The following is a 23,994-nucleotide window of genomic DNA, read 5'->3' on the forward strand; positions in this document are numbered from 1 at the left end:
AAATATAAAGTATGTATCAGATTAAAGCAACGCTTTGATAATACTATATTTCCTCTATCATCATAAAGAAGGTAGATAAGGTAATGTTAAAATAATCGCATATTTTTTGAAGTGTAGAAATGGTAATATTTGTTTTCCCTTGTTCTATTCTTGCTAAATGTATTCCCGTATCAATATAAAATTCACTCAAAGTTACGTTATACTCATCTCGAAGATTTTTAACACAAAGGGCGATCTTTTTTAATATAACCTCCTCTTTTGACAGTATCATTCTTTTTTGACACAAAATCTTAAAAACATATGAATTACATAATGACACACTTGTCATTATACATGACTTAAAAAAGAACTATTTTTGTCCTTAGTTGCGTCATAAGTTAACTCTATAAGTTAGAAAATAAGGGGGGAAATATTTAATAATTTTTGAGGTTAGAAGTTGGCGTAACTTTTTAAAAAGCGTTTGGAGTCTTTTTCATCTTGATTTAATTGTTTTTTTAATTCATTTAAAGATACAAATTTTTGTTCATTTCTTAAAAAATAAAGTAATTCAACTTTTATCGTTTGATTATAGATGTTTTTATTAAAATCAAAAAAATGAACTTCAATAGTCCTATCATTACCACCAACAGTTGGTCTCATACCGATATTCATCATTCCAAATTTCAATTTATTTTCTATTACTGACTTAATAACATATGCTCCTTCTTTAGGAATAAGTTTATAGCTTTCCTTTACGTTTAGGTTTGCTGTCGGGTAACCTATGGTGTTTCCTAGTTGCTTTCCTTTAACAACGATTCCCTTTATAGAAAAATTGTATCCTAGGTAATTATTAGCTGTTTTCAAATGACCGCTTAGGAGGGCCTTTCTAATTTTTGTTGAGCTTATGGAAACATTATCAATATCTTGTGCTGGTATTTCTTCAACTTTAAAGTCATACAAATATGAGTATTCTGTTAATTGTTCAATATTTCCTTCTCTATTTTTTCCAAAGTGATGGTCATAGCCAATAATTAACTTGTCAATATCTAATTTGTTTACTAAAACGTCTCTTACAAAATCGAATGCTGTTAGTCGTGAAAAATCTTTGTCAAAAGGGTGAATTATTAAATGATCCAAGCCCAAGCGCTCTAATTGATCTATTCTTTCTGTAATGGTGTTTATTAATTGGATTTTAAGATCTTTTTGAAGAACCATTCTAGGGTGAGGGAAGAAAGTGAGTACAACAGACTCTTTATTATTCGCTTTGGCGTTTTTAATTAATTTTTTGATAATTTTTTGATGTCCAATGTGTACTCCATCAAAAGTGCCAATAGTAACATATGTCTTTTGAGAAGAATTAAAATCAAAAATGGAGTGCTTTACTTTCAATTTGTGGTTTATGTGTTTTTACAAAGGTACAATTTGTATATCATAAATTGAAAATGTATTTTAAGGACCTTCATTGTAAGTTAGGATTTTATGATTGATAAAAAATAGATCCTACATTAGTTATCTAATAAAATTTCACTCAGTTAATTATGAAATAAAAAAAAATTGTATTTTGCGTTTAGTTAACAAATTAATTTATACAATTATTATGATGAATAGATTATTACTCGTTGTATTTGCATTGTGCAGTAATTTGTTGTTTTCACAAACAACGATTACAGGTACTGTGAATGACGAATCACTGGGAGGACCACTTCCAGGAGCTAATATCAAAGTTTCGAGAAAAGCCGTGGGTACAACCACTGATTTTGATGGAAAATTTACATTAACTGTTACGGATACACCACCTTTTACTCTTGAAGTTTCCTTGATAGGTTATCAAACTAAAAAGGTTGAAATAACAAAAAATAATCAAGTAGTTGAACTAAGCTTATCTGAAAATGCAACTTATTTAAGTGAGGTTGTGGTTTCAGCATCAAGAACACCTGAACGTGTTATGGAATCTCCTGTAACAATTGAAAGATTTGATTCTAGAGCTATAAAAAATACAGCTTCAGCTTCTTATTACGATGCAATTGAAAATTTGAAAGGAGTAGATATTAACTCTGGAGGTTTAACCTTTAAAACAGTAAATACAAGAGGGTTTGCTACTTTTGGAAATGAAAGATTTATTCAACTAGTTGATGGAATGGACAATTCATCTCCAGCTTTAAATTTTGCCGTAGGAAATCTTCTAGGAATGTCAGAGCTTGATGTTAAAAGTGTAGAAGTTTTACCAGGAGCGGCATCTGCTCTTTATGGAGCTAACGCATTTAATGGTATTATGTTAATGCAGAGTAGAAACCCGTTTGATGACCAAGGGATTAGTGTTGGTCTTAAAGCAGGTGTAACAAGTCAAGAGGCCGCTGGTGATAATGGTTTTTATGATGTAGGAGTAAGAATGGCACACGTTTTTGATGATAAATTCGCTGCTAAGGTAAGTTTTAGTCATTTTACTGGAGAAGAATGGAATGCTGTTGATTATAGAAATACTAATGGCGTAGGTAGAACTTATAAACCAGGTTTCAGAGAAATTGGAAATCTAAATTCTGATATAGCTTATGATGGAGTTAACGTTTATGGAGATGAAGTTGCAACTAATCTTAGAACAGCTTCTGGAGGTCAAGGTATTATTCCTAATGAAAGGGTTAGTAGAACTGGATATAATGAGTCAGATTTAATTGATTATAGTGCAAAGAGTATAAAGTTTAACGGAGCTTTACACTATAGACCTTTAGGTAACGATCGTGTAGAAATTATTTGGAATTCTAAGTTTGGAACAGGTAATACTATTTATCAAGGATTAAATCGATATAGTTTAAGAAATTTCTTCATGCAGCAACATAAACTTGAAGTAAATGGTAAAAACTTTTTCGTAAGAGGGTACTATGCAGGAGAAGATGCAGGAGACTCTTATGATACTCGTTTTGCAGCAATTAATGTTAATAAAAGATGGAAATCAAATGAAGACTGGTTTGGAGATTATATCGGTACATTTGCAAACGTTGCTTTAGGTGGAAACCCAGGAAACTTATCACAGGCTGAAATTCATCAATTAGCAAGAACACAGGCTGATTCTGGAAGAGCTTTACCTGGCTCGCCAGAGTTTAATAGATTTTTTAATGAAGTGATCTCAGATCCCGATGTTGCTACAGGAGCAAAACTTAAAGACAATACCAACTATTATCATGTCGACGCAAATTTAAATTTAAGAGATTATATTGATTGGGCAGAGGTTCAATTTGGTGGGTCTTATCGTCAATTTAACTTAAATTCATCAGGTACAATTTATACAGATTATGATGGGCCAATTACTTTTGAAGAATTCGGTGTCTACTCACAAATTCAAAAGAAGATGATTGATGATCGCTTGAAGTTTACAGGTTCTCTTCGTTATGATAAATCACAAAATTTTGATGGTAATTTTTCTCCAAGAATTTCCTTTGCTTATGCGGCAGGAGATACAAGAAATCATAACTTTAGAATTTCTTTTCAAACAGCATTTAGAAACCCAACAACTCAAGATCAGTATATCGGTCTAGACACTGGCGCTGGCTTCTTAATTGGTACCGTAGAAGATAATTTAGATAGGTTTGTGAAAACAGTAGGTGGATTTGACGTAACAGCAAGAGATGCTGTTGAAAGAGGTTACTCTACTAGGTCTTTAGAAAATGGGACTCCAGAATTAGTTACTACAGAGTTGGTTACTCCAGAACAGGTGAGAGCTTATGAAGTTGGATATCGTGGAGAAATTCCGACAGGAAAGAATAAGTTGTCAGTTGACTTAAGTGCTTATTATAATATCTATGATAAGTTTATTGCAACTAAAGATATTTTAGTATTGTTAGATCCGAATAACGTAAATGTAAATAATCAATCTGAATTAATAGGTGCTTTAGAAAATCAATCAGCAGCATTTAGTGTAAAAACAAATTCTGTGGCTGACGTAAGCTCTTATGGTGTAGGCTTAGGGTTATCAACAAAAGTATTCAATGGATTCAATGCAAGTTTAAATTATACCTGGTCTAAATTTGATTTTGATAAATCTATGGATCCAGATTTTGAGGCAGGGTTTAATACACCTGAGCATAAGGTAAAAGTTCAGTTCGGACATCCTAATTTGTTTGAAAATTTCGGATTCAATATTAGCGGACGTTGGCAGAATGAATTTTATTGGGAGTCTACTTTCCTTGAAGGAATTGTTGACGAAAGAACTGTTTTAGATGCTCAGATAAATTATGCTGTTCCATCGATTAAATCAGTATTTAAAGTAGGAGGTACAAATTTAACAGGAAAAGAGTATTTAAGTGCGCCTGGAGTTGGTGCAATAGGATCGCAATATTTCATCTCTTGGACTATTAACAATTAAAAAATTTAACAATGAGAAAACATATAGGTTGGGTTTTAAGTTTAGGGGTTTTACTGAATTCCTGTGACGTGAACAATGAATTACCCGAAATTAAAGGACCTGAAGAGGCAGAGAAAGTTGCTTTACAGGTAGCAAACTTAGATTTTTCAAAATATATTGCTGTTGGTGGCTCATTTACTGCTGGTTTTACTGATGGAGCTTTATTTATCAAGGGGCAAGAAAATTCTTTTCCAAATATTCTGGCAGGTAAATTTGCAATGGCTAATGGTGGTGCTTTCAATCAACCATTAATGTCTGATAATATCGGAGGTTTAATAAGTGGTACTACTGTAGTACAAGAACCAAGATTTTATTTTAATGGTGCAGGACCAGCAAGGCTAGATAAAATACCAACCACACAAGTTGGAGTGCCAGCAACAGGGGCTCCTGATTTTCATAATTATGGAATTCCAGGATCAAAAAGTTTTCACCTTTTAGCATCTGGTTATGGAAATCCGGCAGGTTTGGCGACAAATACAGCAAATCCTTATTTTGTAAGAATGGGACCTACTGCTACGTCTTCAGTTATAGATGAGGTAGTAGCAAAAGAACCTACATTTTTCACTCTTTCAGAAGTAGGAGGGAATGATGTTCTTGATTACGCAATGGAAGGAGGAATAGGAGAAGATCAAACAGGAAATTCAGATGTTAATACATATGGAGCGAAAGATATAACGGATCCAGATACTTTTGCACAAACCTATTCTTTAATAGTGGATGCTTTAACTTCTGGAGGAGCTAAAGGAGTGTTAACGACCATTCCTTATGTAACGTCATTGCCTTATTTTACAACCATTCCTTATAATCCAGTGCCTCTAGATGCGGCTACTGCAGAACTAGCAAATCAAGGATTTGAAGCGTACAATGCAGGTATACAACAAGCGTTTTCGTATTTGGTAGCTAATGCATCAATGACGCAAGAAATGGCTGATACTGAAATAGCGAAACGTACCATTAGTTTTACTGAAGGCGACGGCAATCCAGTAGTTATTTTAGATGAAAGTTTAACTGATTTAACTGCAATTAATCCAGCATTACTAAATTACAGACAAACTACTGCTGATGATTTAATAGTGTTACCAGCAAAGCCTATTATTGGCACAGCTGTAGTGGGTAACCCTACGAAGGTATATGGAGTTTCAGAACCTTTAGAAGATAGATGGGTTTTAACAGCAGATGAAAAGTCTAAAGTAATTACAGCAACTGATTCGTATAACACGTCAATAAGAAATATTGCACAAACAAAAGATTTAGCTCTTGCGGACATTAAAGCGACTTTGGAGCAAGCTTCAAAAAGCGGAGTTGCTTTTGATGAATTCACCATGAACACAAGTTTAGTTTCTGGTGGTTTAGTGGGGTTAGATGGAATTCATTTGACAGCAAGAGGGTATGCTTTTATGGCTAATACGATTTTAAAAGCAATAGACGCCAAGTATGAATCAAATTTCACTGATGCAACAAACACTTTAGCAAAAGCAGAAGACTTTCCAACAAATTACTCACCTACGTTATTACCCTAACTTAGGCGATTTTATAATTATAAAGAAAAAGAAGTTGAAAATTTAATTTTCAACTTCTTTTTCTTTATCAGAATTGATAATGTATTTTTTATATTTTCCATCTTTATACCGATGATAAATAAAAATTGGCATTAATATAAAGGCCATGTATAGGACACCTAACCCCATAACGATTTGAGCTTTTGGGTGTGCTAAGTTTAATAAAATTGTGCCCGTAGCCATCCATAAAATAAATAGCAAGAATAATATTTTTATCAATTTCATTTTTGATTTCTCTTAGATTATAGTAAAAATAACTTTTAAAATTAAACACCTATCTGGTTAAAGATAGGTGTTTAATGTATTTTTATATTTTCCTTACATTTTTTGCAGCCATGATTTTATATCAATTTCTTTTTTAATAATAGTTTTTAAATCTGTTATTTTTACTCTATTTTGTTCCATAGAATCTCTGTGTCGAATAGTAACAGTATTGTTGTCAATGGTTTCATGATCTACAGTAATACAAAAAGGTGTTCCTATGGCATCCTGACGACGATATCGACGGCCTACAGCGTCTTTTTCATCATAGGTAGTACTAAAGTCCCATTTTAACTCATCTAAAATTTTACGAGCAATTTCTGGTAAACCATCTTTTTTAACTAATGGTAGAATAGCTGCTTTTATAGGAGCTAAAACAGAGGGTAGTTTTAGAACTACTCTAGTGGTATTATTATCGAGTTTTTCTTCTTTTAAAGAATTAGCAAAAACAGCTAAGAACATTCTGTCCAAACCAATAGAAGTTTCAACCACATATGGTACGTAGTTTTTATTTTCTTCATGATCAAAATACTGCATCTTTTTTCCAGAATATTCTTCATGAGCTTTTAAATCAAAATCGGTTCTTGAGTGAATTCCTTCTAGCTCTTTAAAACCAAATGGAAATTTAAACTCAATATCGGCTGCAGCATCTGCGTAATGAGCTAGTTTTTCATGATCATGAAAACGATAATTGTCTTTTCCCATGCCTAAAGATAAATGCCATTTCAAGCGTGTTTCTTTCCATGTTTCATACCATTTTTTTTGAGTTCCTGGCTTTACAAAGAATTGCATTTCCATTTGTTCAAATTCCCTCATTCTAAAAATGAACTGACGAGCTACAATTTCATTTCTAAAAGCTTTACCTGTTTGTGCAATTCCAAAAGGAATCTTCATACGCCCTGTTTTTTGAACATTTAAAAAGTTCACAAAAATACCTTGTGCAGTTTCAGGACGCAAATATACCTGCATAGAGCTATCTGCAGAAGCACCTAATTGAGTACCGAACATTAAGTTAAACTGTTTAACATCTGTCCAGTTTTTACTACCTGTTAAAGGGTCAGCAATTTCAAGTTCTTCAATCAATAATTTGACATCAGCTAAATCTTCATTTTCTAGAGATTTGCCCAGTCTACTTAAGATTGTATTAATTTTTTCTTGATAACCAAGAACACGGGGGTTCGTAGTTACGAATTCATCTTTACTGAAAGTATCGCCGAAACGCTTTTGTGCTTTTTTTATTTCTTTTTCAATTTTTACCTCAATTTTTGCACAGTAATCTTCAACTAAAACATCGGCACGGTATCTTTTTTTACTGTCCTTATTATCAATAAGAGGATCATTAAAAGCATCAACGTGGCCAGAAGCTTTCCAAGTAGTTGGGTGCATCAAAATAGAAGCATCAATGCCAACAATATTTTCATGCATCTGGACCATTGCTTTCCACCAATAGTCTCTTATATTTTTCTTAAGCTCAGCTCCGTTTTGAGCATAGTCATATACAGCACTTAAACCATCATAAATTTCAGAAGATTGAAAGATATAACCGTATTCTTTTGCGTGCGAAATTACTTTTTTAAATAAATCATCTTGTTTTGCCATCTTGCAAAAATAAAAGAAGCTTTTAAACTATTGTTAATTACATAAAAAAAAGTGAAGTTTTTTAGGCTTCACTTTTTTGTGTTATGCAATGTAAATTATTTTCAATCTATTTTAGATCAATTGAGGAGTTACCCGAATAGTTTCCATCGATAAAGGTACTTACGGTATATTTACCTTTGAATATATCATCACGGTTAACTAAGATAAGGGAAACTAAACTCAATCTACTATTGTTGTAATTTACAACCAAAGAATCGCTATATAATATTTTTGTACCGTTGTTTAGGTTGGTTTTACCTTTTGGAGTAATCACATTTTTTTTATCATCAATAATTTGGATATAAACTTTTTTATTTCCAGCTGTAGTTACCTCATTATCAAGCAAGTCAAAGTTTATTTTGAATGCATCTGTTCTACTTGATCTTGAGGTACTTGTTAGTTTTCCACTACTTCGTTCTTTCATGGCAACTATTTTTACAGGACTAATTTCAATTTTTGAGGCTATGGCAACTTTAGCCTCGAGTTTTTTATTTTCTTCAACTAGTTCTGTATTTGTAGTTTCTTTTTGAGTTAATATTTCGTTAGTCAAAATATTTTTCTCAGCTAAATCTTTATTTGCTGAGTTTAGTGAGTCAATTTTTATAAAGAGTCTTCTGTTTTCTCTTTCTAGACTTGTAATTTTACTTCTATATTTTCTAATTAAGTTATAATTATTCATCTCAATTTTAGAAATAGAGTCTCTTAAGTTTTTCATTTTTTGAACTTCTATTCTTAATCTTTTTGAAAGTCCTTTTTTCACTACTACAACTTCAGTATAATCATTAATCATCTCATCTAATGCATTTTTTAAGTCCTTTTTTTCTTGTTTAAAAACACTCTGAAGCTCTTTGATTTCACTTGATGTTTTCAAGCTATATAATGACAAAAAGAGTATAATAAATAATAGGACGACAAGTAAAGTGTTTTTTTTAGTATTTGATTTCATTTTTATAAAGTGTTAAGAAGGTTGCTATAAATATATTCGTATTGCATTAAGGTTAATGATTTTAAAGTTTTAAAAAAATAAACCTGTGTGTAAATTAAAGTTTTTAACGTTTATAGTTCTACAGTATTATGTTTTCGTATTGTTTTTTCTTTTTGATGTTCTTTACGTTGTCTCATATCTTTTATTTAAAGTTCTATGAGTATAAAATATAAATTGATTACAACGTAATACTAATAGCTTTACAAGAAACTTCTTTTAGAAATTTTAATTTAAAAATATTATTGATGGACTATACTTAATTTTCTTCCCTTTTTTTTCGTGTTCTATCAAAATTAGTACTTGAAGCATCATATATTGAAGGGGTGATTTTTTTCTTTGAAAAGTTATATAAGTTATTGCTTTTAATGGTTTTAGTTTTGATGCTTTTATTTTCTGTTGTTAGCTTGTTGTTAGCTTGAGGTTTATTTGTTTTTTCGCAGGCTAAATTTTTGCAACGTTTTATAAGGTTATTTCTTGAAGCCTTTAGAGTAAGAATAGTGTCTTGTAGTGATTTTATTATTTCAAGTTGATCCTTCATTTTTACTGAAAAATTATGATTTTCAGATGAAAAGTTTTGGGATTGATTTATTGCTCCTTTTAGGGCTTCTTCAAGTTGCTGTTTTTCGTTTTCGAACGTTGCTTTTAAAATATTAAAGTCCCTTGAATTTTGATACGCAAGAAGACCAATAAAAGTTACAAGTGATAGCAGAAATACTATTAACCCTTTGTTTTTTAGTTTTTTGAAAATCATTGTAAGGGGAATTATAAGTCTCAAATTTAAGAAGATATTCACTAAAAAACTATTTTTTTATGCACTTATAGATAAATGCAGGAGGAAAATTTAAAGTTTCGAAACCTAAAATAATATTTTTCCCAAAAACTTTTTTTAATTTTCTAAGATATGATAGAGAGTATTGGTATTGAATAAATAATCCGTTTTTCTTTAGGCAAATGTAGCTGTTATTGAGTATGTTGTTGGATGTTTTTTTAGGGATAATGGTAAGGGGAAGACTTGAGATGATTACATCAACTTCATTAAAACCTAATTTATCTAATTCTTGAATAATATTCTCAGCAGACTTGTTGAGTACGATAAGTTGCGGATTTTTAAATTCTTTTAACATTCTATAAAAGGTGTCATTTATTTCAAAGCAAATAAGTCTAGATTTAGGGTTTAACTTTTCTAAAATACTTTTCGTAATAGCGCCATTCCCAGGTCCAAGTTCTATTATTATTTGAGATTTTGAGAAATCAATTTTATCGAGCATTTTATTTGTTAAGAAGCGAGAGCTGGGAATTAATGTTCCAGATGTTTTATAGCTTTTTACAGCTTCCTTGAAAAAAGAGATTGTTTTGGTCACTAATTGATTGTTTTTTAATAAATTGCTAAAAAAGAGCTGATGTAAAATGAAATTAATAAAAGACCTTCTCTCTATTTTTTTTCCTGATTTATGTATCAATTGTTATTCAAGACTTTTAGAAAAGGAAAATCATTTATGCACTATTTGCTTAAATGATATACCTGTTATAGTCTTCAACGATATAACTAAAAAAATGTTAAAAAGCATTTTTTATGGAAAAATACCCATAGAGGACATTTATTCGTTTATGTATTTCACTAAAAATGGAATCACTCAAAAATTAATTCACGGGTTAAAATACAAAAATCAGGAGAATATAGGTGAATTTCTTGGAAGAAGAATATGTTATGAAATAACTAAATTACAATTATTTACTAAAATAGATGTTATCGTTCCTGTTCCATTGCATAAAAGTAAATTGAAAATAAGAGGCTATAATCAAGTTGATTATCTTGGAAAGGTTTTAAGCATTCATTTGGATATTCCATTTATGAGTGGAGTGATTGAAAGGGAAGCAAAAAGTAAAACACAGACTGGAAAACGAAGGTTTGAAAGGTTTTCTAATTCAGATCGTAAATTTTATATTCCCAATATTGAATGTTTGGAAAACAAGCATGTTTTATTATTAGACGATGTAATTACAACAGGAGGGACATTAATATCTTGTAGTGAAGAGTTATTGAAAGTTAAAAATATCAAAATAAGCATATGTACTATTGCATATACAGAGAAAGGATAATTTTTAGTTAGTGTTATTTTACTACTTTTGATACTTATTCAAAATACTTGTCTTGTGAAGATAATATCAAAAATAGTAGTGTTTTTTATGGCTATGTTATTTTTCAGTTGTGCTAGAAAAGGAAGGCCAGAAGGAGGCCCTAAAGATGAAGAAGCTCCAATTATGGTGACTGCTAATCCTCCTTATAAAACAATTAATTTCGACAAAAAATCGGTGAAAATATACTTTAATGAATATGTTGTTTTAAAAGATCTTATGAAACAATTAATAGTTTCACCTCCATTAAAAACTCCCTTAGTTATCAATCCACAGGGCACGCCAAGCAAGCATTTTACTATTAAAATATTAGATACGTTAAAATCTAATACCACTTATACTTTTAATTTTGGTAATGCAATTCAAGACAATAATGAGGGTAATAAACTAGAAAGTTTCAAATATGTATTTTCAACAGGAAAATCTATAGATTCTTTAAATATTAAAGGAGAAGTTACACACTCATACAATAAAGAAAAAGAAAAAAATATTAGTGTTTTATTATATAAATTAAGCGATTTACTTAACGATTCAATAATATATAAATCTAAACCTGAGTATGTTACTAGTACTTTGGATTCTACTAATTTTAATTTTAGTAATATAAAAGAAGGGAAGTATTTTATGATAGCTTTAAAAGAGACTACTAATGATTATTTATACAACCCTAAAACAGATGAAATCGGTTTTTTGAATGATACACTTACTTTACCAAAAGATAGTATTGTTATAGAGAAGTTACGCTTATTCAAAGAAAAGAAGCCATTCAAACTAAAAAGGGCAAAAGAGCTTTTTAAAGGAAAGATTCAGTTTGGTTTTGAAGGAGAAAGAAAAGGAGTTGAAATTGAGTTGTTATCTAAAACTATCCCTTCTTATAAAGGGTTCTATAAGTATGAAAAAGAAAAAGATACCTTGTTATACTGGCATACTCCTTTAGAGGTAGATTCTTTAAATTTTTTAGTAAAAAAAGATGAAGTAATTGATACAGTAACGGTTCGCTTGAGAAAGAAAAAAATAGATTCGTTGAAAATTACATCCAATATTTCATCTATATTACATCCAAGAGATACATTTTTTTTAGAGACTAACAATCCTATAAAAAGCATAGATTCTACAAAAATACACTTAACTGATAAAGATACTGTTCAAATTCCTTTTAATTTGAAGAAAATAGATATTAATAAATTAGCCGTACTTTTTAAATCAAAAGATAACTGGGGTTACAGTTTAAAGCTGCTACCAAATGCAATAAATGATCTATATGAGGTCAAAAATGATACACTTAATTACCAGTTTAATACTAAAGATGTTGAAGATTATGGGAGTATTGTTTTAGATGTGAGAAACAAGTCGCAAAAAAGCCTAATTCTTCAGTTACTTAGAAAGAATAAAGTCTTTCTTGAAAAGAAAGTGAGGCTATCTAAAGAAATTAAATTCATGTCACTTGAACCTGATGAGTATACCATAAGGGTTATTATAGATAAAAATGATAACGGTTTGTGGGATACAGGAGATTATTTAAAAAGAGTTCAACCAGAAAAGGTTATATATATGCCTCAAGAGTTTAAACTTAGAGCAAATTGGGTTCAAAGTGAAATATTAGAGATTAATTAAAAAAAGCTGTCTTTTAAACAGCTTTTTTTAATTATTTGATTTATTCCAAGTGTCCCTCAAACCAACAGTTTTATTAAATACAAGGTTATTTGGAGCTGAATCATTATCAATATTGAAATATCCAAGCCTTTGAAACTGGAAGGAATCTCCTATATTAGAGTTTTTTAGACTGGGTTCAACATAAGCATGAATTACTTTTAAAGAATTTGGGTTTAAAAATTCCATGAAATCTTTTTCTTTATGATTGTCTGGAGCTTCATCAGAGAATAGGCGATCATAAATTCTAACTTCAGCTTTTATAGAATGCTTTATAGATACCCAATGAAGTGTTCCTTTAACTTTACGCTTGCTTTCTTCCGTTCCACTGCCAGATTTACTTAAAGGATCATATGTACAATGAATTTCTGTAATATTTCCGTTTTCATCTTTAATACAATTTTTACCTTTGATGATATATGCATTTTTTAAACGAACTTCTTTACCAAGTGTTAAACGAAAATATTTTTTATTTGCTTCTTCTTTGAAGTCTTCTCGTTCAATATATAGTTCTTTTGAAAAAGGAACTTCTCTGGTATCGGTATTGTTGTCTTCTGGATTGTTCTTTGCAATTAATATTTCTTCTTTGCCTTCAGGATAATTGGTGATTATCAATTTAACAGGGTTTAACACCCCCATTACTCTATTAGCTGTTTTATTTAAGTCTTCCCGAATCTTAAATTCTAACAAGGCTACATCAATAACATTTTCTCTTTTTGAAACACCTACAGTTTCAACAAAACTATTGATTGCTGTTGGAGTATATCCTCTTCTTCTCAACCCTGAAATTGTGGGCATCCTAGGATCATCCCATCCAGAGACAACGCCTTGTTCAACGAGCTTCATTAACTTTCGCTTACTCATAACAGTATAACTCAAGTTTAAACGAGAGAATTCTCGTTGTTTTGGAGCTAAAGGGTAGTTTAATTTACCATAGCCATATACATTATCTCTAAACCAATTATAGAGTTCTCTGTGAGGTTTAAACTCAAGAGAACATAATGAATGAGAAATCTGTTCAATATAATCGCTTTCACCGTGAGTCCAGTCATACATTGGATAAATTACCCAATCGTTACCAGTTCTATGATGTGTCTTTTTTAAAACACGATACATAATGGGATCACGCATTAACATATTTGGAGATTTCATGTCTATTTTTGCACGTAAAACATGAGTTCCTTCATTAAATTGACCTTCTTTCATTTTAGTAAAAAGGTCAAGATTTTCTTCAACAGCTCGATTTCTAAAAGGACTATCTATTCCATGTGTTGTGGGAGTTCCTTTTTGAAGAGCCATTTTTTCTGAAGATTGAGAGTCAACATAAGCCTTACCTTCTTTGATTAATTGAATAGCCCAATCATATAGTTGCTGGAAATAATCAGACGAATAACATTCATTAGCCCATTGATAGCCTAACCAAGAAACATCTCTTTTAATAGCGTCAACATATTCTTGTTCTTCTTTTGCGGGGTTTGTATCATCAAAACGAAGGTTAACAGGTGCATTATAATACTTTCCTAATCCGAAGCTAATACCAATCGCTTTTGTATGTCCAATATGTAAATAACCATTGGGTTCGGGAGGAAATCGAAAGCGCAAGCTTTCTCTAGGCATTCCATTAGCCAAATCTTCCTCGATTATTTGTTCAATAAAGTTTAACGATTTTTTTTCTTCTGACATTCTCTTGAAATTGATGTGCAAAATTAAACAAAAATATTCAGTTGAAATAGCGTGCTTGAATAAGCAAAAAAGACAAAGTGTAACTTTGTCTTTTTTGCTTATTCAAGTTAAAAATATTTCTTTTAAAATTACTGCTGATGTAATTGCAGGTTGATCGTAACATTTACATCATCTCCTATAGGAGACATTTTTGAGCCTATCTTAAATATTTCTCTTTTAATAACAGTTTTAAGAGAAAGACCAGCTTTTTGTTTACCTTTAGAGTCAGAAATTATTCCATTTATTTTACCTTTGAAAGTGATCTCTTTGGAAATACCTTTCAGTATTATTTCTCCTGTTAAAGAGAACTCATCATCGTTTAATTTTTCGAATTTATTACTAGTGAATTTTATGTTAGGAAACTTGGTAACATCAAAAAAGTCTGAAGATTTTAAATGATTATCTCTACCTTTCTGATTTGTATCAATTGAGGAGGCATCTATTGTCACTTCAAAAACAGGATTTTTAAAATCATTTTGTGTTTTAGTAGCGATATCAAATTTATTAAAGTTACCAACAACTTCTGAAATTTTAAAATGAGATACTGAAAAAACGATTGAAGAATGCGCTAAATCTGCGTTCCAACTAGTTTGCGAGAAGCAAAAGTTTACAATTAAAAATGTTAAAAATGATAATAAATTTTTTTTCATTATTTTAATAAATTTCTATTTATTTGCAAAAATAAATAAACAATTGATAGTTAGGTTATTAAAAACATTTAAAGGCTTATAATTTTGATCTTAATATGTGTGTAAATAAAGATATTCCAGTTCATGGATTTAAACATTCAGCAATTGTCAATATAGAGAGAATATCACATGACAATCCATATGATTTTCAAAGAGTACATAGACATAAATATTTTGAAGTGCTTTTTTTTGTCAAGGGAGGAGGGACTCAGCTTATTGATTTTAAGACTATTGAAATCAAAAATTATGCCTGTTATATGGTTAAGCCAAGACAGATACATCTTTTGAAACGAGACAAAGAAGCTGATGGCTACCTTATTCAATTTGATGATGCATCTATACCTAGAGAGTTAAAAAATTCTTTATCTATTTTGCAGTACTACAGTAACACTTCTATTATATTTGAAAATAATGAAGACTTAACAACCAAAATTGTTCAATTTATAAAAATATTGGCTGATTTAAAAAAATCTGAAACCGCGTTTATAAGGGAAAGAATGAGTCATTTGTTGGCATTAATTATTTATGAATTAGAGCTTAATTTGGTAGATGAATGTGTTGGAAATAAGGTAGTTGATAAAACACTGTTGAAATATACAAAATTGGTAGATGAATATTTTAATCAGTATTCTGTAAAAGAGTACGCATCCATGTTACATATTTCAACAAGGAAATTAACAGATTTGGTTAAAGAGGCTTATGGAGTTACTCCGCTAAAATTTATTCATAACGCTTTAATTCTTGAGATACAAAGAGAGCTCATATTTAATAGTCTTAATATAAAAGAGATTTGCTATAAGTTTAATTTTGATTCGCTGTCAAATTTTAGCCTTTTTGTTAAAAAAATGTCAGGATATAGTCCTTCTGAATTACAAAAAACCTTGTTGAAATAAAAGCTGACTAAAACCTTATATAAAAGCCTTAGTCAGTCTGTGCAAAAAAGCACCGTTTTATTTTACAGATAAACGATTGTTATTCATGTTGATGTCAGCCATGAGTTTGGATGGGTCAATTTCTACAGTTTTTACTTTTTTTGTTGTTGTAAAAGAATATGTAGGGTGTGCAAATGTCCAGTCCTCTAAAATGATTGCTTCTGTAGGTTTGTTCCCTCTCATCATTCTTAAAGGGATATTAAAGGTTTCTTTAGAGTTATCCATATAAGTGATTTCAAGATCAATAGGCATTGGCATTTTACCTATACGCTCTAAAGTAATTTCTTTTTCGTTTATTTCTTTTACACCGTAATCTATAGTGTGTGTTGTTTGCGTCCATTCATTTATATACCAGTCTAAGTGTATGTCAGAAACTTTTTCGGCAGTTCTTTTTAAATCATTAGGTGTAGGGTGTTTAAATGAAAAGTCATTAAAATATCTTTTTAATGTTTTTTTTACATTTTCTATACCAATGATGTACTCTAGTTGACAGAGAAAAATACTCCCTTTAGAATAGCTCCCAACTCCATATGCTGTATTTGTATGATACCTATCAGCGTGAGTAGTTAAAGGCTCTTCCATATTTCCATATACAACATTCATATAGCTTTTGTAAGATCCTAAATTTGGATTTTTTCTTCTTTTATTTAGTATGTCATTTTCAGCTTTATTTGAAATATACGTCGTAAAACCTTCATCCATCCACGGGTGTTTTGTTTCATTTGTGGCTAATAAAAATTGAAACCAAGTATGCGCTAATTCATGTGCAGTAACTCCAAAAAGACTATCGAAATTTCGCTTACCTGTGATTAGTGTACACATGGCATATTCCATACCTCCATCACCACCTTGGATAACGGAGTATTGTTTGTAAGGGTAATGACCAATATTTTTACTAAAGTAATTCATTAAATCAGCAGTTTTACTTTGTAGCTTTTTCCAATTTTTGATGTATTCTTTGCTTAAGTTTTTTTTGTAAAAGAAATGTAGAGAAATTCCTTTTTTCATTTCATATATGTCATGAATATATTCTGGATCAGCAGCCCATGTAAAATCGTGAACATTGGGTGCCTTAAATCGCCAAGTAATCTTTTTGTTTTTATTCTCCTTAATTATAGGGTTTCCTTTGTTGTACCCGTGTCCTACTTCTTTTGGATTTTGTAAGTATCCAGTACTAGCAACAGTGTAGTTTTTGTCAATGTGAATGGTAACGTCAAAGTTACCCCAAACCCCATGAAATTCCCGACCAATATATGGGGGTGTATGCCATCCTTCGAAGTCATATTCAGCCATTTTAGGATACCACTGAGTCATTGACAAGGCTACACCTTCTTTGTTATTTCTTCCAGACCTTCTGATTTGTTTAGGAATTTGAGCATCAAATATCATATTAAATGCAACACTTTCACCAGGTTTAATAGGTGTAATTAAAGGAACTTCTAGAATAGTTCCTACTGTTTTAAAAGTAAGATTAATTCCGTTTTGTTTTAAGCTTTTCACCTTTATAAACCCTATTTCAGATGAGGTTAATTTACTAATTCGATCACTCACTCTGCTATCTGGATCTTGAATGTTTCTTGAGCGAATATCCATTTGAGATCCTGGTTGAAAGGCGTTTAGGTATAAGTGATAAAAGACTTTTTTTAAAGTGTCAGGCGAGTTATTAGTATATGTTAAATGTTGTTTTCCTTTATATTGGTATTTTTTAACATCCATGTCAATTTCCATGTTATAATTAACATGCTGTTGCCAATAACTATTATTTTTTTTAGATTGTTCTTGTCTTGTATTATTAGTTTTCTCCTGCGCAGATATAGATATATTGGTAAGTGAAAAAAGAGACAAGGTTATTAATATTAGTTTTTTCAAGCGGATAAATTTTAGTTATATTTTATTTCTTTACATAAAAAGAGCATTTAATTAAACTAAATGCTCTTTTCAAAGATACTCAAATTAAATGAGTTATTTTATTTTTTCAACATGCTGTCTGCCATTATTAAGGCATTATAGGCATTTACAATACGTCCAGAAACAGATAAATCAGAAAAGTTAACCAAATCATTTGCAGAAGAAGATGGCCCTTGTGATCCAGGTTTTAAAACTTTCATATTAATTTTAGTTCCAGAGTTCATTAAAATATGCTTTACTTGACTCGCTGTTAATTGAGGGTAGTAAGAACGAATTAATGCCGCAACACCTGCCGTATTCGGAGCAGCCATAGAGGTGCCACTAAACTTTTTATATTCATTTTCGGGAGTAGTAGAATAAATTTCTACTCCAGGAGCAAATACATCTACATTTATTTTACCATAATTAGAGAAAGAGGCTGGTAAGTTTTCGTTATACTTTACACTCATAGCCCCCACAGTGATAAAATTATCAGAAATTTCGTTTTTTAAATCAGGAGCATCATTTGGAAATGTTTTTTCAATATCAATATTTTTTCCATCATTTCCTGCTGCATTTACAATTAAAACATCTTTTTTCGCTGCATATTTAATTGCGTCATAAACCCATTCTTTATTTGGAGAAAATCCTTTGCCGAAGCTTGTATTAATTACTTTGGCTCCATTATCTACAGCATATCGGATACCTAGTGCAACATCCTTGTCATATTCATCGCCATCAGAAACTGTTCTTACAGCCATTATTTTAATATTTTTAGCAACACCATTAATTCCTATGTTATTATCTCTTGTTGCTCCGATGATTCCAGAAACATGTGATCCATGAGCTTCGTCTTTTTCAGAATGACCAGTATTAGCATCTCCATAACCAGGTTTGTCATTAATGTCGTAAGCATTATCCCCTACAACTTTACGATAATCTTTTTTTAGATTATCTCCATTTATAGTTTTATCTGCTTTTTTTAGTTCTTTTTCAAAGTATTCTTTTGCTTCATTTAGCGAAGAGAAATAATTAAACATACCTGATGCAAAATCCACTGCTTTTTTTAATTCTGGAGATGGATCTTTTATTTTTTTGATATCATCAGCAGTATAGTCATTTTTACCAAAGTGTTCTTCCAGTATTTTTTTTGATTCAAGGCATCCAAATACGTAGTTTCCATAAGTGGCCTTTGTTCTTTGAGCCTCATCAACCTTTTTTTCTTGAAAGGCCTTTACTTCATCTAAAGTTTCTTTATCTGCAATAGCAGGATTCATTAAAATCCGTTCATACTCAAGATGTTCTGTGTAAGATTTTCCTAGGAAATTCCACCCATTTATATCATCGATATAACCATTTTTATCATCGTCAATACCGTTATTAGCAATTTCATTTTTATTAATCCAAGCAACATCTTTTAAATCTTCATGTTTTAAGTCTGTTCCACTATCTACTACTCCAACAACAATTTCAGTTCCTATCTTATTTTTTAAAAACTCGTGAGCTTTGATAACACTCATTCCTGGAATCGTATCTTTAGCTAGGTCTAAGTGTTGCCAGTTATTTTTTTGATATTCTGTTAAAGGTGATTTTTTGTGAGCAATAATTACTGAATTGTTATTTCCTGCAGGTACAGGAATTTTACTTATAGAAGAACAACTTGTCAAAATTGCGGTAGTCATAGCCGAAAAAAATACGGGCTTCAAAATTCTCATAATTCTTATCTTAATTAAAAATGTCTGTAAATTTAAAACTTTCTTTTAAACGAACACCTTTTTCAGTATGCTGGACTGTACATATTTCGTTATTAGCATCATGTTCGAGAAATAAATAGAAATTATTATCGGCAGCTTCATTTAAAAAAACTTGTTTTTCTTTTATTGTGAGTAACGGCCTTGTATCATACCCCATTACATATGGTAGCGGGATATGACCTACTGTAGGAAGTAAATCAGCCATAAAAACAATGGTTTTTCCTTTGTAACTGATTTTTGGTAACATTTGTTTTTCTGTATGACCATCTACAAAGATAACATCAAACCCTATTTGATCTTTAGCATTACGATGGATAAAGTTTAGTTGTCCGTTTTCTTCAATAGGTATTATGTTTTCCTTTAAAAAAGAAGCTTTTTCGCGAAAATTTGGTTTAATTGCCCATTGCCAATGTCTATCATTACTCCAAACTTTAGCGTTTTTAAATGCAGGTATATACCCTGATCTATTATCATTCCATTGAATAACACCTCCGCAATGATCAAAGTGTAAGTGTGTTAGAAATACATCAGTGATGTCGTCGCGATGAAAACCATGTTTAGCAAGGGAGGAGTCTAGTGAAAAATTACCGAATAAGTAGTAGTAGCCAAAAAACTTATCAGACTGTTTATTACCAAGTCCTGTATCAATTAAAATTAAACGATTTCCGTCTTCGATTAATAAGCAACGCATGCTCATTTCAATCATGTTTTTTTCGTCTGCTGGATTCGTTTTTTCCCAAATTGATTTTGGAACGACTCCAAACATAGCACCTCCATCTAATTTAAAGTTGCCTGTTTCAATAGGATATATATGCATAACTACAAAGATGCGTAATTTTAATTAATTTATCGTTACTGAAAAATAAAAGAGTAGTCTGTAAAAGAATAATTTTAAAAAAACCTAATAATTTTAAATTATTAGGTTTTTGAGGTGTCGAGCGGATTCGAACCGCTGTAGATGGTGTTGCAGACCACTGCCTAGCCACTCGGCCACGACACCCTTTATTGGTGTGATTCGGGATGCAAATTTACACCTTTTATTCTTTATTACAAATGTTTTTTAATTTTTACGAATATCTTTTAATACAATCACCACTTCTTCAACATTTCCTCCAATAGGAGGGTTTATTTTAGCTACTTTTACCGTTGCTTCTTGAACTAAACTTAATTCTTTGAAAATACGATTTAAAATTCTTTTCGCAACATGTTCAAGTAACTTAGACCTTACAGCCATTTCGTCTTTAACAATATTATTCAAATGTACATAATCGACAGTATCTGTTAATATATCAGATTCTGCAGATGTTGTTAAATCTGCTTTGATTTCAAGATCTACCCTGTATTCAGATCCTATTTTGGCTTCTTCTTTTAAACATCCGTGATTAGTGAATAAACGGATATTATTTACTTGTATTATTCCCATAGCACAAAGATATTAATCTTTTAGTACGCAAGTGATGTTTTCTAGGCAAGATAGTATTCTTAATGACTTTATTTATTTAATCTCAAAAGTTTGTTTTTTTGAGGAAGCTTCAACGGTATACTTACCTTTTGGTAAATAATACATGTTGTTGTCAGCTTTTTTAATTTCAGCTTTTTTTTCATAATTTAAATAATCTATTTTGCCTTTTTTTGAAAAAGTAAGGTCATAAACTATATAGTTAAAACCTCTCGACACATTAGTAATTATTTGATTAACAGTAGTGTTTTTCGATTTAATATTTAGCGTTAATTTTTTGTCTGAATTTGAAAAGAACGTTATTATTTGTTTGGGTATGTTGGCTTTTGACCACTTACTCCATGAACTACCCCAGCTAGGTTTTTTATCAATATCATTAATTGGAAAAAGAAAATTTTCTTTTGTATTTTTAAGTTGTTGGAAATGAGAAATTTTTGTTTTGTATAAGCTGCGGCCATGAGTAGCTAATATTAGTTCTTTTGCTTTTGGTTGAATGACTAAATCATGAATAGCAACATTTGGAATTTTCGAAAATGGGTTCCAATTCTTACCGTCATCAAAAGTAATGTAAGCTCCGTTATCCGTTCCGACATATAAAACGTTCTCTTTTAAAGGGTCTTCTTTAATAACATTAACAGGAGAATTTGGAATATTGTGGCTAATACTAACCCAGTCTTTTCCGTAATTATCTGATTTATATATATAGCTTTTAAAGTGATCGAAGCGATATCCGTTTAGCGTAGCGTAAACTCTCTCTTGCTTGTGCTTAGAGGCTATAATTCTACTGACCCAAAGATTTTTGGGTAGGTTTTTTGAGATTTTTTCCCAAGACCCACCACTATTTTTAGTTATGTGAATTAAACCATCGTCAGATCCTACATATATTAAACCAAACTTAAATGGGCTTTCAGAAATAGTGGTAAGAGTCCCATATGCAACATTTCCTTCTTTTTCCCCTTGAGTTAAATCTTTAGAAATAGTTTCCCAATTGTTCCCCTGGTTTAATGAACGATGCAGTTTATTTCCTCCTAAGTAAAGAATGTCTTGATTATGCTTAGATAATAGAATAGGTGTTTGCCAATTAAAACGAAATGGATTCTCTCCCAAATCATGCTTTGGTTGAATATGTTTTTGTTTTTTTGTTTTTCTATTAATTCTGTAATAATTACCAAATTGATAACCAGTATAAACAATATCAGGATCTCTGTCATCAACCGCTATCTGCATTCCGTCTCCTCCCATTAAATTTTCATAAGGATTTTTGCCAGATTGTTTCCATGATTTATTTATTTCAACATTATTGTTGGCAACCCAAACCCCATTATCTTGAAGACCTCCGTATATTTTATAATTTTTTTGATTATCGGCGTAAACTGAATAAAATTGACCTACTGCAGGGGAGTTTAGTTTTATCCAGTTTTCACCATCATCATAAGATATATTCAGCCCTCCGTCATTCCCATCAATTAGATGCCCTGATCTATTTGGATTGATCCATAGAGTTTGATGATCAGCATGTACATTTTCTTTACTAATAGAGAAAAAGGTCTTGCCTCCGTCATTTGATTTTAAAATAGGTACTCCTAAAGCATAAATTTTATTTTCATTTTGTGGATCCACCCTTATTTCGCCAAAATAATAACCATATGAGTAATATAAGTCATCTAGATACCCTTTATGTGTTTTTCTCCATGAATTACCACCATTAATTGTTTTATAAACTTGTGCCCCAATAACTGGTGTGTTAAAAAGTAAAGCATTCGCATTATCCAAGTATTTTACCAAATCTATTGGCTTTATGGATCCAGAACGCACCTTTTGTTTAATATTTTTTGCATTGTATTTTTCATGGAAACCATTTGTCTTTAGGTAGGTATTTAGCTTTTCATCAGTTAAATTTAAAAATTCAGAAGTACTGATGCTTATGAGTTTTTTTTTAGTTAACGTGTTAGAATTACTTTTCTCTTCCTTTCGTCTGAATTGGTTATCAAGAATAGCGTAAACTTTATTTTCATCAAATACAGCTAGTCCAATTCTTCCTATTCCTTCCCCTTCAGGAAATCCATTGTTTTTTGAAATTTTTTTCCATGATTTACCAGCATCGATACTCTTATAAACCGCAGATCTAGTACCATCACCGTCAAAATTCCAAGCTTTTCTCTCACGTTCCCATGAAGCAGCGAATAAAACATTAAAATTACCAGGAACCTGCTGAATATCGATAACTCCTGTTTTGTCGTCTATAAATAAAGTATTGTGCCAAGTTTCTCCTCCGTCAGTTGTTCTAAAAATACCTCTTTCTATATTTTTAGAATACAAGTGCCCAATCACTCCAACAACAACTTCGTCAGTATTATTAGGGTTTATAAGAATTTTACCGATATGGTGACTATCATACAGTCCCATATTCTTCCAATTTTTCCCATTATCGGTAGATTTTAAAATACCGATTCCAGCATATGAAGATCGGGAAGAATTATTTTCGCCAGTCCCAACCCAAATAATATTTGCTTTCCAATCTACAGCAATATCGCCAATATTTTGTGTTTGCGACTTGTCTAAGATAGGAGAGAAGGAGTTACCATTATTTTTGGTGTACCAAAGACCACCAGAAGCATATGCGACATAGAATTCTATTGTATTATTGGGGTTTACATCAATATCAACAACACGCCCACTCATAACTGTTGGTCCAATATTTTTAAAAGTAGTCCTTTTAACTAAGGAGCTACTATCAAGTTTATGTTTTTTTCTCAAAAATTGTTGGATATTTTCTACTGAAGTTGGTTTTAATTGTGCTATTATATTTAACGATAACAACAATAACCATAAGTTTATAAATGTTTTCATTTATTTAATTGTTATTTCTGAAAGATAAAGTTGTAAAATAAAAAACAAGTATTAATTTAACAGCTTTATTTCGAATGCTTTAAAGTTAAAGAAAATA

19 protein-coding genes and 1 tRNA gene are annotated in these 23,994 nt (G+C 31.0%); 5 read left to right on the forward strand and 15 right to left on the reverse strand.

Annotated features, from left to right (window positions below):
- Positions 1 to 43 precede the first annotated feature (43 nt).
- Positions 44 to 271 carry a helix-turn-helix domain-containing protein gene (locus tag ACSIGE_RS09830; protein ID WP_440879702.1) on the reverse strand — a complete coding sequence of 76 codons (228 nt, stop codon included), beginning with the start codon at positions 269 to 271 and terminating at the stop codon, positions 44 to 46.
- A 158-nt stretch (positions 272 to 429) separates the two neighbouring features.
- The gene (locus tag ACSIGE_RS09835) at positions 430 to 1,368 is read right to left on the reverse strand and encodes a bifunctional riboflavin kinase/FAD synthetase (RefSeq protein WP_440879703.1); all 939 of its coding nucleotides are present in this window, start codon (positions 1,366 to 1,368) and stop codon (positions 430 to 432) included.
- 211 nt (positions 1,369 to 1,579) lie between these two features.
- Between ACSIGE_RS09835 and ACSIGE_RS09840 the strand changes: the two genes are divergently transcribed.
- Positions 1,580 to 4,336, forward strand: a complete 2,757-nt coding sequence (locus tag ACSIGE_RS09840) for a TonB-dependent receptor (RefSeq protein WP_440879704.1) — start codon at positions 1,580 to 1,582, stop codon at positions 4,334 to 4,336.
- 11 nt (positions 4,337 to 4,347) lie between these two features.
- On the forward strand, positions 4,348 to 5,895 hold the full coding sequence (locus ACSIGE_RS09845; protein ID WP_440879705.1) for a G-D-S-L family lipolytic protein: 1,548 nt from the start codon (positions 4,348 to 4,350) through the stop codon (positions 5,893 to 5,895).
- A gap of 42 nt (positions 5,896 to 5,937) precedes the next feature.
- Here ACSIGE_RS09845 and ACSIGE_RS09850 read toward each other — a convergent pair whose 3' ends face one another.
- From ACSIGE_RS09850 to ACSIGE_RS09870, 5 genes are all read right to left on the reverse strand, one after another.
- Positions 5,938 to 6,159: a hypothetical protein gene (locus tag ACSIGE_RS09850; RefSeq protein WP_440879706.1), complete on the reverse strand. Its 222-nt coding sequence runs from the start codon at positions 6,157 to 6,159 to the stop codon at positions 5,938 to 5,940.
- 93 nt (positions 6,160 to 6,252) lie between these two features.
- Entirely contained in the window at positions 6,253 to 7,794 is a 1,542-nt protein-coding gene (locus ACSIGE_RS09855; RefSeq protein ID WP_440879707.1) for a glycine--tRNA ligase, read from the reverse strand.
- Between the two features lie 106 nt (positions 7,795 to 7,900).
- Complete coding sequence (locus tag ACSIGE_RS09860; protein ID WP_440879708.1) at positions 7,901 to 8,779, reverse strand: hypothetical protein; 879 nt, start codon at positions 8,777 to 8,779, stop codon at positions 7,901 to 7,903.
- A gap of 295 nt (positions 8,780 to 9,074) precedes the next feature.
- On the reverse strand, positions 9,075 to 9,569 hold the full coding sequence (locus ACSIGE_RS09865) for a hypothetical protein (protein WP_440879709.1): 495 nt from the start codon (positions 9,567 to 9,569) through the stop codon (positions 9,075 to 9,077).
- 49 nt (positions 9,570 to 9,618) lie between these two features.
- Positions 9,619 to 10,179, reverse strand: a complete 561-nt coding sequence (locus tag ACSIGE_RS09870; RefSeq protein ID WP_440879710.1) for a class I SAM-dependent methyltransferase — start codon at positions 10,177 to 10,179, stop codon at positions 9,619 to 9,621.
- A 46-nt stretch (positions 10,180 to 10,225) separates the two neighbouring features.
- Here ACSIGE_RS09870 and ACSIGE_RS09875 point away from each other — a divergent pair, with 46 nt between their 5' ends.
- Together ACSIGE_RS09875 and ACSIGE_RS09880 are read left to right on the forward strand one after the other, a co-directional pair.
- Complete coding sequence (locus ACSIGE_RS09875) at positions 10,226 to 10,918, forward strand: ComF family protein (protein ID WP_440879711.1); 693 nt, start codon at positions 10,226 to 10,228, stop codon at positions 10,916 to 10,918.
- 54 nt (positions 10,919 to 10,972) lie between these two features.
- A complete protein-coding gene (locus ACSIGE_RS09880) occupies positions 10,973 to 12,568 on the forward strand; it encodes an Ig-like domain-containing protein (protein WP_440879712.1) in 1,596 nt (531 codons plus the stop codon).
- 27 nt (positions 12,569 to 12,595) lie between these two features.
- On the opposite strand, the gene ACSIGE_RS09885 is transcribed toward ACSIGE_RS09880, so the two are convergent.
- Together ACSIGE_RS09885 and ACSIGE_RS09890 are read right to left on the reverse strand one after the other, a co-directional pair.
- Positions 12,596 to 14,287, reverse strand: coding sequence for a glutamine--tRNA ligase/YqeY domain fusion protein (locus tag ACSIGE_RS09885; protein WP_440879713.1), 1,692 nt, complete (start codon positions 14,285 to 14,287; stop codon positions 12,596 to 12,598).
- A gap of 128 nt (positions 14,288 to 14,415) precedes the next feature.
- Positions 14,416 to 14,976 (reverse strand): YceI family protein, encoded by a 561-nt coding sequence (locus ACSIGE_RS09890; protein ID WP_440879714.1) that lies wholly within the window; start codon positions 14,974 to 14,976, stop codon positions 14,416 to 14,418.
- 95 nt (positions 14,977 to 15,071) lie between these two features.
- On the opposite strand from ACSIGE_RS09890, the gene ACSIGE_RS09895 reads away from it, so the two are divergent.
- Positions 15,072 to 15,908: an AraC family transcriptional regulator gene (locus tag ACSIGE_RS09895; protein ID WP_440879715.1), complete on the forward strand. Its 837-nt coding sequence runs from the start codon at positions 15,072 to 15,074 to the stop codon at positions 15,906 to 15,908.
- A 57-nt stretch (positions 15,909 to 15,965) separates the two neighbouring features.
- On the opposite strand, the gene ACSIGE_RS09900 is transcribed toward ACSIGE_RS09895, so the two are convergent.
- The 6 genes from ACSIGE_RS09900 to ACSIGE_RS09925 all read right to left on the reverse strand — a co-directional run bounded on the left by ACSIGE_RS09900 (position 15,966) and on the right by ACSIGE_RS09925 (position 23,897).
- Positions 15,966 to 17,816: a M1 family metallopeptidase gene (locus ACSIGE_RS09900; protein ID WP_440879716.1), complete on the reverse strand. Its 1,851-nt coding sequence runs from the start codon at positions 17,814 to 17,816 to the stop codon at positions 15,966 to 15,968.
- Between the two features lie 98 nt (positions 17,817 to 17,914).
- Positions 17,915 to 19,549 (reverse strand): S8 family serine peptidase, encoded by a 1,635-nt coding sequence (locus ACSIGE_RS09905; protein WP_440879717.1) that lies wholly within the window; start codon positions 19,547 to 19,549, stop codon positions 17,915 to 17,917.
- Between the two features lie 10 nt (positions 19,550 to 19,559).
- Positions 19,560 to 20,405 carry an MBL fold metallo-hydrolase gene (locus ACSIGE_RS09910; RefSeq protein ID WP_440879718.1) on the reverse strand — a complete coding sequence of 282 codons (846 nt, stop codon included), beginning with the start codon at positions 20,403 to 20,405 and terminating at the stop codon, positions 19,560 to 19,562.
- A gap of 112 nt (positions 20,406 to 20,517) precedes the next feature.
- Positions 20,518 to 20,588: transfer RNA gene (locus ACSIGE_RS09915), tRNA-Cys, on the reverse strand.
- A 60-nt stretch (positions 20,589 to 20,648) separates the two neighbouring features.
- Positions 20,649 to 21,011: a dihydroneopterin aldolase gene (gene folB / locus ACSIGE_RS09920; RefSeq protein ID WP_440879719.1), complete on the reverse strand. Its 363-nt coding sequence runs from the start codon at positions 21,009 to 21,011 to the stop codon at positions 20,649 to 20,651.
- A gap of 72 nt (positions 21,012 to 21,083) precedes the next feature.
- Entirely contained in the window at positions 21,084 to 23,897 is a 2,814-nt protein-coding gene (locus tag ACSIGE_RS09925) for a glycosyl hydrolase (protein WP_440879720.1), read from the reverse strand.
- Positions 23,898 to 23,994 lie beyond the last annotated feature (97 nt).

This window comes from Tenacibaculum profundi, from assembly GCF_052050075.1.
In the GTDB taxonomy this organism is placed as follows: Bacteria; Bacteroidota; Bacteroidia; order Flavobacteriales; family Flavobacteriaceae; genus Polaribacter.